We start from the raw sequence: 15184 nt of genomic DNA, 5'->3' as shown, positions 1-15184 counted from the left end.
AAAAGTTAATTGTTCAGAATAGGGGATGGTGTTCTGTCGATATTTAAAACTAGAGCATTGGTATTGAAAACTCAAGACTATAAAGAGAATGATAAACTTGTATGGCTCTTTAGTGAAAAATTAGGTAAAGTTTGTGCATTAGCTAGAGGTGCAAAAAAAGGAAAAAGTAAATTTTTATCATCGACTCAATCCTTTTGCTTTGGTGAATATATACTTTACAGGGGAAAAAGTCTATATACGATAAATGAAGTGGAAATAATAGACTCTTTCCAAAGCATACTGAAAGATATAGACTCAATAACTTATGGTTCCTATTTTTGTGAACTAATACTAATTGCACTGCAGGATGAAGAAAGTAATAGAGAGCTTTTTAAAGATTTTGTAAAAACCTTTTATCTTTTGAAAAGTAAAGCTGTTGATGTGGAAGTTTTAGCAAGAATGTTTGAAATGAAGCTTTTAGATGTTACAGGATATAGGTTTAATTTTGAAAGATGCAGCGTATGTGGTAAGAAAATAGCAACTTCTAATTATATAAGCTTTCAATATCATGGAGGAATTTGCAATGAGTGTGAGAGAAATAATGGTACTATTATAAGTTATCCTGCTTATAATATATTAAGATTTTTAAATAAAACACCTGTAGAGAATATAAATAGAATTGCAGTATCAACAGAGTTTAAAGAAGAAATATATAAAGTGCTAAACATATTTATTTCTCAAAATTATGCAAAAAAGCCCAAGAGCTTGGAGATTTTTAATTGTTTAAAAGGGAGTGAATAAAATGAATGATATATCTTTAGAAAAAATTGATATAGTAAGAGAGAGAACAGGTGTAACTTATACTGAAGCAAAAGAAGCGTTAGAAGCTTGTGAGGGGAATGTTGTTGACGCTTTAATTTATATTGAAAGAAATCAACATAATATTAAAGAAGATTTATATACTACTAAAGAAGAATTTGCAAAATGGCTTAAAGATACTGTAAAAAAAGGCAATGTTAATAGAATAGTAATTAAAAAAGATGAAAAAATAGTTGCAGATATACCAGTTAATGCTGGAGTTGCAGCAGGAATAGTTGCTCTTGCAATTCCATCTCTTGCAGTTATAGGTGTATTAACAGCAGTTTTCACAAAGATTACTGTTGAAATAGTTAAAAGTGATGGTACTGTGGAAGTAGTAAATAAAATTATAAAAAACAAAGCGCAAGATGTAAAAGAAAAAGTTGATGATTTTGCAACTGATATAAAAGAAAAAATTGACAATAAAAGTGAGGCTCATGAAGAAGAAAATGTATATCAATATACTGTAACTTTCGAAGAGATTGATGAGAAGAAAGAAAAGAATAATGACGACAGATAATACTGTCGTTTTTATTTTTAAAATATAGGCATTCTACATTTAATACATAAAATACATAGAAAAAGTTAAATATAGTAGCTCAAATACAGAAAAAGTATAACAAACTAGAGAAAAGAAGAGAAAAGCATAACATATACCAGAATAATTTTAAATAATGAGTAACAAATAAATAAAAGTGCTATACTGTTTCCAAAGGATACATGTTATAATGTACTAGTGTTAGCACGAGGGAGGTTGGAAACAATTAATCTATCATCTAGACAAAAAGAAATTATTGAATTGGTAAAACACCATGGACCAATAACTAGTGAGCAATTAGCAAGTAAAGTTGGAGTTACAAGGGCAGCATTAAGGCCGGATTTAGCTATACTTACTATGACGGAAATATTAGAAGCCAGACCTAAAGTTGGATACATTTATTCTAAAAAGCCAGCTTCTAGTTTAGTTTACGATTATTTAAGGAAAATTAAGGTTAAAGATGTAATGTCAAAACCTGTTACCGTAGATGAGCAAACAACTGTATATAATGCTATAGTAAATTTATTTTTAAATGATGTAGGAACAATTTTTGTTGAAAATAAAGGCTGCCTAGTTGGTGCTGTGTCCAGGAAGGACTTTTTAAAAACAGCTATAGGGGGAACTGATATTAATAAAGTTCCAGTAGGTATAATTATGACAAGAATGCCTAATATTATATATGTAGATGCAGAAGATTCAGTTTATGTAGCAGCAAAAAAGATTATTGAACGTGAAGTTGATAGTCTACCAGTTGTAGAAAAAATTCCAAAAGAAAATGAGGATAAGATAAAAGTTATAGGTAAACTTTCTAAAACAAATATAACACGTCTTTTTGTCAAAATGAATGAAAATGATTAATACGCTTATAACGAGGAAACTCGTACTATAAAAAATGACAAATTTGCAAAGGGGATGTTTAGTATGGAACAAAAGTATGTTTACCTTTTTAGTGAAGGCAATGCAACCATGAGAAATCTTTTAGGTGGAAAAGGAGCTAATTTAGCTGAAATGACTAATCTTGGAATTCCCGTTCCACAAGGATTTACAATAACAACGGAAGCTTGCACTAAATACTATGATGATGGCGAAGTTATAGCTGATACAATAATTCAGCAAATAACAGAAGCTTTGAAAAAAACAGAAGAAATAACAGGTAAGAAATTTGGAGATAAGAACAATCCTCTTCTTGTTTCAGTAAGATCAGGTGCAAGAGTTTCTATGCCTGGAATGATGGATACTATACTAAACTTAGGACTAAATGATGAGTCAGTACAAGGCCTTGCAGCTCTTACAGGCAATGAAAGATTTGCTTATGACTCTTATAGAAGATTTATTCAAATGTTTTCAGATGTTGCAATAGGTATTGAAAAAAGAAATTTTGAAAATATCTTAGATAGTGTAAAAGAATCAAAAGGTATTGAATACGACACAGATTTGACTGCTGAGGATTTAAAAGAAATAGTTATTAAATTTAAAAAACTTTATTTAAAAGAAATGGGAACTGAATTTCCACAAGATCCTAGACAACAGCTTATGGAAGCTGTAAAGGCTGTCTTTAGTTCATGGAATAATCCTAGAGCTATAGTGTATAGAAGATTAAATGATATACCTTCAAGTTGGGGAACAGCTGTAAATGTTCAATCTATGGTATTCGGTAATATGGGTGACAATTCTGGAACTGGAGTTGCGTTTACTAGAGATCCTGCAACAGGAGAAAAGAAAATCTTTGGTGAGTATTTAATTAATGCTCAGGGGGAAGACGTTGTTGCTGGTATTAGAACACCACAACCAATTTCAAAATTAGAACAAGATCTTCCAGAGTGTTATAAGCAATTTATGGAGATAGCTCAAAACTTAGAAAGTCATTATAAAGATATGCAGGACATGGAGTTTACAATAGAGCAAGGTAAATTATACTTTTTACAAACTAGAAATGGAAAAAGAACAGCCCCTGCTGCTTTAAAAATTGCAGTAAGTTTGGTTGAGGAAGGCGTATTAACAAAGGAAGAAGCTTTATTAAAAGTTGAACCTAAACAACTAGACTCTTTACTTCACCCAGCTTTTGATCCAGAAGAATTAAAGAAATCTTCTGCTATAGCTAAAGGGTTACCAGCATCACCAGGAGCTGCATGTGGTAAAATTTACTTTACTGCTCAAGATGCAAAAGCCCATCATGAAAAAGGTGAAAAAGTAATTTTAGTAAGACTTGAAACTTCACCTGAAGATATTGAAGGTATGGTTGCTGCTGAAGGAATACTTACAGTAAGAGGAGGAATGACATCACATGCTGCAGTTGTAGCTAGAGGTATGGGAACATGCTGTGTAGCAGGATGCGGATCTCTAAAAGTAAATGAAGAAGAAAAGAGTTTTTCAGTTGATGGAAAGATGTATAAAGAGGGAGATTACATATCTCTTGATGGAAGTACAGGAAATGTATACGGAGGTGCTATAAAGACAGTAGCTCCAGAAATAACTGGATATTTTGGAACTTTTATGGCGTGGGCTGATGAAGTAAGAGCATTAAAAGTAAGAACTAATGCAGATACTCCAAGAGATGCTGAGCAGGCTGTTGGTTTTGGTGCAGAAGGTATAGGACTTTGCAGAACTGAACATATGTTCTTTGATGAAGATAGAATACCTGTGGTTAGAGAAATGATAGTTTCTGAAAGTGAAGAACAAAGAAGGAAAGCATTAGAAAAATTACTTCCAATGCAAAGAGAAGATTTTGTAGGAATTTATAAGGCTATGCAAGATAGACCTGTAACAATAAGATTTTTAGATCCACCACTACATGAATTCCTACCAAATGAAGAGGCTGATGTTAGAGCGCTTGCAGAAGAAATGAGCTTAAGGTATGAAGACTTAAAAGCTACAGTTGAAAGTTTACATGAATTTAATCCGATGATGGGACATAGAGGATGCCGTTTAACAGTTTCATATCCTGAAATTGCAGAAATGCAAACAAGAGCAGTAATTGAAGCTGCAATTAAAGTTAAGGAAGAAATGGCGTATAATATAGTTCCAGAGATAATGATTCCATTAGTTGGAGAAATAAAAGAATTAAAATATGTTAAAGATATTGTAGTTAAAACTGCAAATGAGATAATTGAAAATGAAGGTGTAGACTTACAATATAAAGTAGGTACAATGATTGAAATTCCAAGAGCATGTTTAACTGCAGATGAAATAGCTAAAGAAGCAGAGTTCTTCTCATTTGGAACTAATGATTTAACTCAGATGACTTTTGGTTTCTCAAGAGATGATTCTGGTAAATTCTTAAATGACTATTATGAAAAAAATATATATGAATTTGATCCATTCCAAAAATTAGATCAAAATGGAGTAGGTAAGCTTGTTGAAATGGCTTCTACTTTAGGAAGAAAAACAAGGGAAGATATTAAAATTGGAATTTGTGGAGAGCATGGTGGAGATCCAGCTTCAGTTGAATTTTTCCATAATACAGGACTTAACTATGTTTCATGTTCACCATTTAGAGTTCCACTTGCAAGACTTGCTGCAGCCCAGTCTCAACTTAAAAATCCAAGAAAATAAAAAAGTAAAAGTCACTGATTCATATATCAGTGACTTTTTTAGAGGAATGACTAAATTTATTTCCAATATGTTTTTTAAAAATATCTACAAATTTTATTTGTGAATCAAAGTTAGTGCAAGACTTAAGTAGTATTTCTCTAAAGGCTTTTTTATTACATTTTTTTATGTTTCTATAGTAATCTCTAGAAATTTTCCAATATCTTTGAGGAAAAGCTAAATATCCTAGTAAATAATTATATTCATCTATATTTAGAGGACGTATTTGTTCATAGGCATCTAGACACATTAAGGCAATATCAATGTTCCAATTGGTATTCTCTCTTTTTAATAGTCGTCTAAAATAATAAGATAAATCATGAACTGTATAGTCTATTCTACATTTATCAAAGTCTATAATCCAAATATTACAATTGTTGTCAAAAATAAGATTTTTGTTAACATAATCCATATGACAAAGAGATATACTTAAATTATTTTGATTAACTTTACTTAGAGCTTCACTGGATTCTTTTGCAAGATTAATACCTTTATCAAAACTTTTTAAGTATATCTTTGAAAAATGGTCTCCATATTTAAATGCTAAATTAGAGTTTATTAATAATTGTTCAAAATGTTTGTTTATTGATGTATATAAGTTATTGCAACCTTTTCTATCTGTACTTCCTTCAATTGGTGTAAAGTTATTACACTTATTATGCATTAAGGCTAAGGTAGTACAAGTTTTGGTAATATGAATATATGAGTCATAATCACATTTTTCTCCATCAATCCAAGGTGTTAGAATAAATAACATATTCTCATAGTTAACAAATCTACCTTTATATTTATTAGGTAGTATTCTTGGAACTTTAATATTGTTTCTATATAACCATTCTATAGCTGAATATATAAATAATAATTCACCTTTACCAAAATAAACCTTTTTTAAACAATAGTGTTTATTATCATATTCTACTCTATAAACAGCTCTTTGTTTGTCTGTATTTTTAAATTTTATTGCAGTAATCTGAGCATTTTCTAAGTTATAATATGGGAGAACAAATTTTTTTACGTTTTCTTCTGATAATAAATTTATATTGTATAATTTAGCTGATTCAGGCATAACAGCCCCCCTAAAAAAAAGATCTCAATATAAACATATTAAAAAAAAATAGAGATTATACATTCATGCTATAAAAAAGGAATTTTATATTGATGTATAGAAATAATAATTATGAAAACAAAAGTAGTACTACATTGGAAAGGAGCTTCTAAATGAATATTCGAAATAAAATAGAAGAAAATGAAAAAAAGATACTAATTCCTTATGCTACTTATTCTTCAAAAACTAAAGGCAGAAAATATTTTGAAAAGAAAGATGAAATAAAAACAGATTTTATGCTTGATAGGGATAGAATAATTCACAGCAAATCATTTAGAAGACTTAAACATAAGACACAAGTATATATAAAGACTTGGGGAGATCACTATAGAACTAGACTTACACATACTCTAGAAGTAGCACAAATTGCAAAAACTATAGGTAAAGGTATAGGACTTAATGAAGATTTAATTGAAGCAATAGCTCTAGGACACGATATTGGTCATGTTCCATTTGCTCATAATGGGGAAGAAGTTTTAGATAAGCTAGCACCTAATGGATTTAAACATAATGAAAATAGTGTGAGAATTCTTACCAAAATTGAAAGGGAGGGAAAAGACCTAAATTTGACTAATGAGGTTTTAGATGGTATATTACATCACAGTGGCTTTTCAAAAGATTCTAAAAAACCTTTTACTTTAGAAGGGCAAGTTGTAAGATATAGTGATAAAATTGCATATGTTAATCATGATATAGATGATTCTATAAGAGCTGGTTTATTGAATCAACAAGAAATACCTAAAGAATTTTTAGAACAATTAGGGGACACTCATGGTAAAAGAATAGATACCCTTGTGCAAGATTGTATTTATACTACTCTTCATAATATAGGAAATAGAAATATAGTAGTAGCTTTAAGCAAAAGTGGTGAAAGTAATTTATCACAACTGAGAAACTTTATGTTTGATAATATTTATAAAGGTGAAATACTAAAGAAAGAAAGAAAAAAGGCTAAATTTGTTTTAGAACAAGTTTATAGGTATTTTTTAGAAAATCCTAAAAAGATGCCCAAATTTTATTGTGATATTGTAGAAAAAGAAGGACTGTATACTGGGGTTACAGATTATATATCTGGTATGAGCGATGATTATTGCTTATTTTTGTTTAATGAACTGTATGTTCCTAAAGTTGTAATATATTAAATCCATGAATAATTTTTACAAAGATATGGAAAAATATATGTGTACATAAAATAAAAAAAATTGAAGGAAATTTGTATTTTATAAAGAATATATATAGAGAGAGAAAAAAGTAAAAAAACATAGAAGGATAATCTGTTTTTTTGTCGAATATATATAAAGTTGCTTCAAAAATTAATAAGTAGTAGGTGGGAATGCTTTATTGATAAGTGAAGAATTAATTCAAAAAATTAAAGAACAAAATGATATAGTTGATGTTATCTCTGAAAGTGTTAAACTCAAAAGAGTTGGAAGAAATTTTGTAGGAATTTGTCCATTTCATAATGAGAAGACACCTTCTTTTAGCGTTTCTCAGGATAAGCAGATATATAAATGTTTTGGATGTGGTGAAGCAGGTAATGTAATAACTTTTGTTATGAAGACTAAAAATATGTCTTTTATTGAAGGTGTAAAGTATCTTGCAGAAAAGGCTAATATAGAACTAAATATTCAAGGAACAAATAAGGAACAGAGAGATAAAAATGAAAAGCTGTTTAAAGTTAATGTAGAAGCAGCTAGATATTATTTTAAGAAACTCCAAAATGAGAAAAAAGTTATTGAATATTTTACACTCAGAGGAATTTTAAATAATACAATAAGAAAGTTTGGATTAGGATATGCTCCTAAAGGATGGCATAATCTTATGAATTATTTAAAAGCAAAAGGATACTCTGAACTTGACTTGTTAAACGCAGGATTGATAGTTAGAGGAAAAAATAATTCTTTATACGATAGATTTAGGGATAGAGTTATATTTCCTGTTTTTGATTATAAAGGTAAAGTAATAGGGTTTGGAGGAAGAGTATTAGATAATTCAAAGCCTAAATATTTAAATTCACCTGAAACAGAGATATTTAAGAAGGGAACAAATCTTTATGGATTAAATTTTTCTATAAAAAATTTAAAAGATAGAACAATAATTATTGTAGAAGGTTACATGGATTGTATATCTTTACATCAATATGGGATAACTAATGTTGTGGCCTCATTAGGTACAGCACTTACATCTGAGCAGGCAAAATTATTGAAAAGATATGCTGATAAAATAATCATATCTTATGATGCAGATTTAGCAGGAAGAAGTGCAACAATACGAGGATTAAAAATATTAAGGAAACAGGGATTTGACCTAAGAGTACTAACAGTTCCGCAAGGAAAAGATCCTGATGAATTTATTAGAAATAATGGTAAAGAAGCTTTTATGAAGCTTATAAATAATTCATTACCTTTTATTGATTATAGAATAAAAATGGCAAAATATGGCCTTGATTTAAAAAATAGAGAAATGGTTATGAAGTACATCAATAAAGCTTGTGAAATAATTTCGGAGTTGGATCCTGTAGAAATGGATCTCTATATAAGGAAGTTATCAGAAGAAACAGGCATAAACGAACAAGCAATTTATGATTCCCTAACCACAAAAAATCAAAAAAATGTAAAAAAATCACAGCACACGTATACTGAGAATGATTTTGGACAAAAATTATACTTAGAGCCTGCATATATGAAGGCTGAAAGAAACTTGCTTAAAATTATGTTGCAAGATATGGATAGTTATAGATATATTATTGAAAATTTTAATAAAGAAGATTTTATACTAGATAGTCATAAAAAAATATTTAGCTTAATTGGTGAAAGCATAGAAAATAATATAGAAAATATAGAAAAGCACATAGAGGCTAAATGTGATGATGTAGAAAGTTCTAAAGAATGGATTAAAGTTCAACAAATTGAATTTATCGATGATGATTATAAAGAACTTATAAATGACTATATTAGAGAAATTAAAAAATTTAAGCTAGAGGAGTCGAAAAAAGAAATTATGAAGAAAATTAAACACTATGAAGCAAAAGGTTTTTTTGAAGAATCCTTAAAGCTTGTAAAACAACTCCAAAAAATTCAAGCAGATATAATGCAAATGAACAATAACGAAAGGAGGTAATCAAATGCCAGAGAAAAACAAAAAGAAAGAGCCTAATAAGAAAAAGAGCATGAAAGACAATAATGAAAAAATGAGAATAATAAAAAGTCTCATTGATAAAGGTAAGAAAAAAGGTAGTTTAACATACCAAGAAATAATGGATGAATTAGAAAATGTGGAATTAAGTCCAGAGCAGATAGAAAAAGTATATGCAGTTCTTGAATCTATGGATATTGAAGTAATTGGGGATATGAAAGAAGAACAAGAGGCTGAAGAAGAAGAAGAATTAGATTTAAGTATACCAGAAGGTATATCTATAGATGACCCTGTAAGAATGTACTTAAAAGAAATAGGTAAAGTACCTCTTTTATCATCAGAACAAGAAATTGAATTAGCTCAAAAAATTGAAGAGGGAAGCATGATTGCTAAGAAAAAATTAGCAGAAGCAAACCTTAGATTGGTTGTAAGTATTGCCAAAAGATATGTAGGACGTGGTATGCTTTTCCTTGATCTTATTCAAGAAGGTAATTTAGGACTTATAAAAGCAGTAGAAAAATTTGATTATAGAAAGGGTTACAAGTTTAGTACTTATGCTACATGGTGGATAAGACAGGCAATAACTAGAGCAATAGCCGATCAAGCTAGAACTATTAGAATACCTGTTCATATGGTTGAGACAATAAATAAGCTTATTAGAGTTTCAAGACAACTTCTTCAAGAGTTAGGACGTGAGCCGCAACCAGAAGAAATAGCAAAAATGATGGAAATGCCTGTAGATAAAGTAAGAGAAATTATGAAAATAGCTCAAGAACCAGTATCATTAGAAACTCCTATTGGAGAAGAAGAAGATAGTCATTTAGGAGATTTCATTCCAGATGATGAAGCTCCAGCACCAGCAGAAGCAGCAGCATTTACAATGTTAAAAGAACAACTAATAAATGTTCTAGATACATTAACACCAAGAGAAGAAAAAGTTTTAAGATTAAGATTTGGTTTGGATGATGGAAGAGCTAGAACGTTAGAAGAAGTTGGAAAAGAATTTAACGTAACTAGAGAAAGAATAAGACAGATAGAAGCGAAGGCTTTAAGAAAATTAAGACATCCAAGTAGAAGTAAAAAGTTAAAAGATTATCTAGATTAGATTGCAAAAAAGAGTAAAGTTTAACTTTACTCTTTTTTTATGATATAATACCTTTAAAGAGGGTGATAATATGAAAGCATATAAGAATAAAAAAGGCAAAGGAGTTTACAGTATACTTTCTTATATTATAACAGTAAATTTATGTACATTATTATTAATTAATTTAATAGATATATATGTGATACTTTCATTAATTAAAGTATTTTTAATATTAGCTAATGTTTATGGAATTTATTATTTGTTTTTGAATTTCACATTAAAATATTTATTAGATGATGAAAATTTATATATTGTAGGATTATGGGGACTTAAAAAGATAATAATTCCATTCAGCAGTATAGAAGGGTACAAATGTTCTAAAGATATAATTCATGGAGTTAAATTGTCAGGAATTGGAAGAAACAATTTTGCTTTAGGAAGATTTGTGGTGGACAAGATAGGAACAACTAGAATGTTTGTAACTTGTAGTAAGGGAGTAATATATTTAAAAACAGAAGATGTAAATTATGCTATTTCACCAGAAAATACTGAAGAATTTAAAAAACTTCTAGAGAAAAAAGGAAGTGAATATTTAGATTGGGAATATAAGCCAAATAAAGAGCTGAGTCTACATAAAGAAAAAGAGTTTATGCTACCTTTTATCTTAGTGAGTGTAATTATAGTAATATTTACACTGACTCCGTTCATTTTATACTTAAAACAAATGCTTCCAGCAGAAATGCCAATAAACTTTAATGCAAAATTTGAAGCAGTAAAAATGGGGACAGGCAAACAATTTGCTTTTAAACAAATGACATATGGTGTATTAAATATGGCAATTTTATTTTGCATGTATTATGCAGCGCATTTTCACGCAAAATATGATAAAAAGAGTGCTCATAGATATATTTACGCATCACTTATTATATCTTCAGCATTTTTTCTAATGCAGATAAAGACATTATTACAATTTATATAGGAGACAAACGATGAATATAAGTAATAGACTAAAAGTAATTGGAGAAATGGTAGACAACTGTGAAGTAATATGTGATATAGGTACTGATCATGCATATTTACCTATATATTTAATTAAAAAATACGTTTGCAATAAAGCTGTTGCATCAGATATAAATAAAGGACCAGTAGAAAAAGCAAAATTCAATGTTAAGAGAGAAGGATTAAGTGATAAGATATCCTGCAGATTAGGGGGAGGATTTACTACTATTAAGCCTTTTGAGGTTGATGGTGCAGTGATTGCTGGAATGGGTGGAAATTTAATAAGAGATATAATAGAAGAAAGAAAAAATGTGTTTCAAAGTTTGAAATTTGTAATACTTCAACCTGTTCAAAACCCGGAGATTTTAAGACAGTATATTTATGAGGTAGGATATGATATAATTGATGAAGAACTATGTTTTGATGAAGACAAATATTATGAAATAATAAAGATAAAATATAATAATAAACCTATTAAGGTGGAGAGTATATATTATGAAATAAGCAAAAGACTAATAGAAAAAAAGCATCCACTTATAGGGGATTATATTAAATTTAAAATAGAAAAATATACAAATATTTTAAAGTATATAGGTAATGAAACTCAATCAGTAAAAAAGAGAAAAGAAGAAGTTGAGGATAAGATAAAAAAATTGGAGGAATTGCTATTATGTCTTTAAAAGTTAAGGATATAAAAAATATTATGGAAGAATTTGCACCAATAAAGTTTAAAGAAAGTTATGATAATGTTGGACTTATGGTGGGCGATAGCAATGAAGAGGTAACATCTATTTTAGTAGCCTTAGATTGTACATTAAAGGTTATTGAAGAAGCAAAAAAGAAAAAGTGTAATTTGATTTTGACTCATCACCCTCTTTTATTTAGAAAACCTTCTTCAATAACTACTGAAACTCTTTTTGGTAAAAAAATAATAGAGCTGATTAGGAACAATATAAGTGTATATTCAAGCCATACAAACTTGGATTCTGTTAAAGGTGGAATAAATGACGTAATTATGGATATATTAGGATTTGAAGGCTCAAAAACTATAGATCTTTCACCTAATAGAGAGACTGGAGACAATAATAGTGGTATAGGTAGAGTTGCTGAGTTAGATAAAAACATAACTTTAAAAGAGTTATGTTGTAAGATAAAGGCAGCTTTGGGTATTCCTTATTTAAGGTATGCAGGTGAAGATTCTATGACTATAAAGAAGATTGCTGTAATAAATGGAAGTGGGCAGGATTATTTTTATTCAGCAAAAAAGCTAGGTGCAGATTGTATACTTACTGGAGATACAACTTATCATTATGTTAGTGATTATAGTGAAGAAGGAATAGGAATAATTGATGCTGGACATTTTGGAACAGAATGGGCATGTATTAAAGTTGTTGCTAAAAAATTAGAAAATAGAATAAAAGAAATGGGTTTTAATAATGATGTTATAATATCAGAATCTACTAAAGACCCTTATAAATTTAAATAGAAATAAGTTTTAATGCTTATTTCTATTTTTTTATATATAAAATTAAATTTTTATTAGATCACAATATGAGAATCCCACATTAAGAGAATATAAATAAAAAACAGGAGGAATTTATATGAAACATAATTTACAGAAGTTAATTCAATTAGAAGAAAATTACAATAAGATTAGTGAAGGAAATAAGATAATAAAAGATGGAACTCATATGTATTTATTAAACAAGATGAAAAGGGAGTTCAACACGCTAAAGATAAAATATCTAGAAAAAAAAGAACAAATTGAAGAAATAAGAAATGAATGTGTAAAGATAAATAATAAAATTAATATAGAAAAGAAAGAATTAGAAAATATAGAAGAAAAACTGTATAATAAATGTGGAAGTAATGTAAAATTAATAGAAAAATATGAAATAGAAGTTAAAAAGCATAAATTAGTTGTAAAAGAAATGGAAGATAGCTGGATGGAACTTTTAGAAAAAGAGGAGGCATTAAAAGCTGAAAAAGAAAAAATAAGGCAGCAATTGTCTAGTATAAAGAACAGTTTTGATAACTATAAAGAAGGTGTTACAAATAAGTTGAGAGAAGCAAAGATAAAAGTTGGGGAAGGCGAAAAGGCTATAGATATATTAAAAAATGAAATTCCAAAAGAAATATTATTAGAATATAATTCAATAAAGAAATGTAAGGATAAAGTAATAGTCCCAGTGAAGAATGGTGTATGTAGTGGGTGTAAAATAAGGTTATCATCCATGACAATAAGCAAATTAAATAAGAGTAAAGAAGTAGTTTATTGTGATAATTGTGAAAGAATAGTTTATTTACCACAAAAATAAATTTGATTTTTATTTATTAGTATGTTATTATTATATCTGCGAGTAAGCCAGATGGTCGCTGCTGCAAATTTTGCAGGAGAGGAAAGTCCGAGCTCCATAGGGCAGGGTGCTGGGTAATACCCAGTGGAGGCAACTCTAAGGAAAGTGCAACAGAGATATACCGCCAAAGTTTACTTTGGTAAGGGTGGAAAGGTGAGGTAAGAGCTCACCAGCGCAATGGCGACTTTGCGGCTATGTAAACCCCACTTGGAGCAAGATCGAATAGGGGGACATATGGGGCTGCCCGTCCCGTCCCCGGGTAAGATCGCTTGAGCCTATTGGTAACAATAGGCCTAGATAGATGACCGTTTAACACAGAACTCGGCTTATAGACTTAGTCGCATACAATGTAGATAACTCAAGGTATTTTACCTTGAGTTTTTTGCGTGGATTCAAGAAGGAATATGAGATGATAAATACATAACAAACCAAACTAATTGCTTCTAGATATCAATTTAAAAGTGTTTCAGAGCAATTTCTTTTTTAAATCAAAATTATTAATTATATTATAATACTACTATTTTTATGTATAGAATTCAGCTTGTAGGTTTGGGTATGCATTATAAATACTACCTTTTGGGGTAGTTATTTTGTTATAATAAGGTTTAATATGATATAATTTAATATGAAATAGTGTCGTAAAATTTATATCAGTAATTTGAACTTTTCTGTATTTTGTTTCGTCTATATATGGGAAGGGATAATAAAGTGCGTCGGAAATAAGATAATCTGTATTATATAAAATAATAAGAAATTATATGAGGTGATATTATGAAATTTTCCTGTAATCATTGCGAATTATATGATAATATAGAAAAATATAGAATAGAGCTAAATGATTTGATAGTTAAAAAAAATCATAAATTACTTGATCAGGAAATTATTAATTTAAGTCAATCTTTAGATGATTTAGTATATAAATGTGTGTTTTGCAATAAAAACTTAAATGATTTTTCAAAATTAAATCTAAAAAATATATTTGGAACACACTCAACTTTTTATTACTACGGAGATCAACATCTGTTTGCTAGTATGTATTTCTATATAACTGAAGGTATTAATAATAATGAACTTATTTATATTTCTATGCAAGAAAGTCTCTATAATAAATTGATAGCTTTTCTGACAATTAATGATGTTCTTGTTGAATATATTAAATTTAGACCTGTAAAAGAATTGATTATGAGCAATAGACATGGTGGTTTAACTCAATTAAAAGAAAAAATTAATAATATTTGTTTAGAAAATGAAGTGAAAAGATATAGTGGTATTAGATGGATTGGTCAACCAACTTATGCTATTCAAACTACTTCACAAAAAGACTTTCTAGATTGGGAAACAAACTTAAGTGAAGCTCTAAAGAATACTAACACATCGTTAATTTGTATATATGATGCCTACGATTATATACATAAAAGTGAATTTATAAATGAAACAGTAATAAAAAAATCTCTAGATACTCATTCTCACATTTTAAAGCACTCAGTTTTAAAAGAAATAAATTAATTTTTTATTGGTAAAGGAATTTATATGATGATATT

13 protein-coding genes and 1 other RNA gene are annotated in these 15184 nt (G+C 28.9%); 13 read left to right on the top strand and 1 reads right to left on the bottom strand.

Features of this window, described 5'->3' with window-relative positions:
- Positions 1-18: 18 nt before the first annotated feature.
- The 4 genes from recO (at position 19) to ppdK (ending at position 4927) form a co-directional block, all read left to right on the top strand.
- Positions 19-780, top strand: a complete 762-nt coding sequence (gene recO, locus OXH55_RS14340; RefSeq protein ID WP_268050851.1) for a DNA repair protein RecO — start codon at positions 19-21, stop codon at positions 778-780.
- Position 781: 1 nt separating this feature from the next.
- A complete protein-coding gene (locus OXH55_RS14335) occupies positions 782-1357 on the top strand; it encodes a DUF4342 domain-containing protein (protein WP_268050707.1) in 576 nt (191 codons plus the stop codon).
- 234 nt (positions 1358-1591) lie between these two features.
- Positions 1592-2233: a transcriptional regulator CcpN gene (locus OXH55_RS14330; RefSeq protein WP_268050706.1), complete on the top strand. Its 642-nt coding sequence runs from the start codon at positions 1592-1594 to the stop codon at positions 2231-2233.
- A gap of 63 nt (positions 2234-2296) precedes the next feature.
- Entirely contained in the window at positions 2297-4927 is a 2631-nt protein-coding gene (gene ppdK / locus OXH55_RS14325; RefSeq protein WP_268050705.1) for a pyruvate, phosphate dikinase, read from the top strand.
- A 19-nt stretch (positions 4928-4946) separates the two neighbouring features.
- On the opposite strand, the gene OXH55_RS14320 is transcribed toward ppdK, so the two are convergent.
- Positions 4947-6029: a CotS family spore coat protein gene (locus tag OXH55_RS14320; RefSeq protein ID WP_268050704.1), complete on the bottom strand. Its 1083-nt coding sequence runs from the start codon at positions 6027-6029 to the stop codon at positions 4947-4949.
- A 152-nt stretch (positions 6030-6181) separates the two neighbouring features.
- On the opposite strand from OXH55_RS14320, the gene OXH55_RS14315 reads away from it, so the two are divergent.
- The 9 genes from OXH55_RS14315 to OXH55_RS14275 all read left to right on the top strand — a co-directional run bounded on the left by OXH55_RS14315 (position 6182) and on the right by OXH55_RS14275 (position 15149).
- Positions 6182-7210 carry a deoxyguanosinetriphosphate triphosphohydrolase gene (locus OXH55_RS14315; RefSeq protein WP_268050703.1) on the top strand — a complete coding sequence of 343 codons (1029 nt, stop codon included), beginning with the start codon at positions 6182-6184 and terminating at the stop codon, positions 7208-7210.
- 199 nt (positions 7211-7409) lie between these two features.
- Complete coding sequence (dnaG, locus tag OXH55_RS14310; protein WP_268050702.1) at positions 7410-9188, top strand: DNA primase; 1779 nt, start codon at positions 7410-7412, stop codon at positions 9186-9188.
- A gap of 4 nt (positions 9189-9192) precedes the next feature.
- On the top strand, positions 9193-10308 hold the full coding sequence (gene rpoD / locus OXH55_RS14305) for an RNA polymerase sigma factor RpoD (RefSeq protein WP_268050700.1): 1116 nt from the start codon (positions 9193-9195) through the stop codon (positions 10306-10308).
- A gap of 70 nt (positions 10309-10378) precedes the next feature.
- On the top strand, positions 10379-11266 hold the full coding sequence (locus OXH55_RS14300) for a PH domain-containing protein (protein WP_268050698.1): 888 nt from the start codon (positions 10379-10381) through the stop codon (positions 11264-11266).
- A gap of 10 nt (positions 11267-11276) precedes the next feature.
- Entirely contained in the window at positions 11277-11966 is a 690-nt protein-coding gene (locus OXH55_RS14295; protein ID WP_268050697.1) for a tRNA (adenine(22)-N(1))-methyltransferase, read from the top strand.
- Entirely contained in the window at positions 11957-12772 is an 816-nt protein-coding gene (locus tag OXH55_RS14290) for a Nif3-like dinuclear metal center hexameric protein (protein WP_268050696.1), read from the top strand. Before OXH55_RS14295 ends, OXH55_RS14290 begins: the two co-directional genes overlap by 10 nt.
- A 115-nt stretch (positions 12773-12887) precedes the next feature.
- On the top strand, positions 12888-13604 hold the full coding sequence (locus OXH55_RS14285) for a zinc ribbon domain-containing protein (protein WP_268050695.1): 717 nt from the start codon (positions 12888-12890) through the stop codon (positions 13602-13604).
- A 39-nt stretch (positions 13605-13643) separates the two neighbouring features.
- Positions 13644-13988: RNase P RNA component class A (gene rnpB, locus OXH55_RS14280), an RNA gene on the top strand.
- Positions 13989-14414: 426 nt separating this feature from the next.
- Positions 14415-15149, top strand: coding sequence for an MEDS domain-containing protein (locus OXH55_RS14275; protein WP_268050694.1), 735 nt, complete (start codon positions 14415-14417; stop codon positions 15147-15149).
- Positions 15150-15184: the final 35 nt, after the last annotated feature.

The sequence above is a fragment of the Clostridium ganghwense genome, from assembly GCF_026735165.1.
Classification (GTDB): Bacteria; Bacillota; Clostridia; order Clostridiales; family Clostridiaceae; genus Clostridium_H; species Clostridium_H ganghwense.
This window is presented reverse-complemented; position numbering and strand designations above follow the sequence as displayed.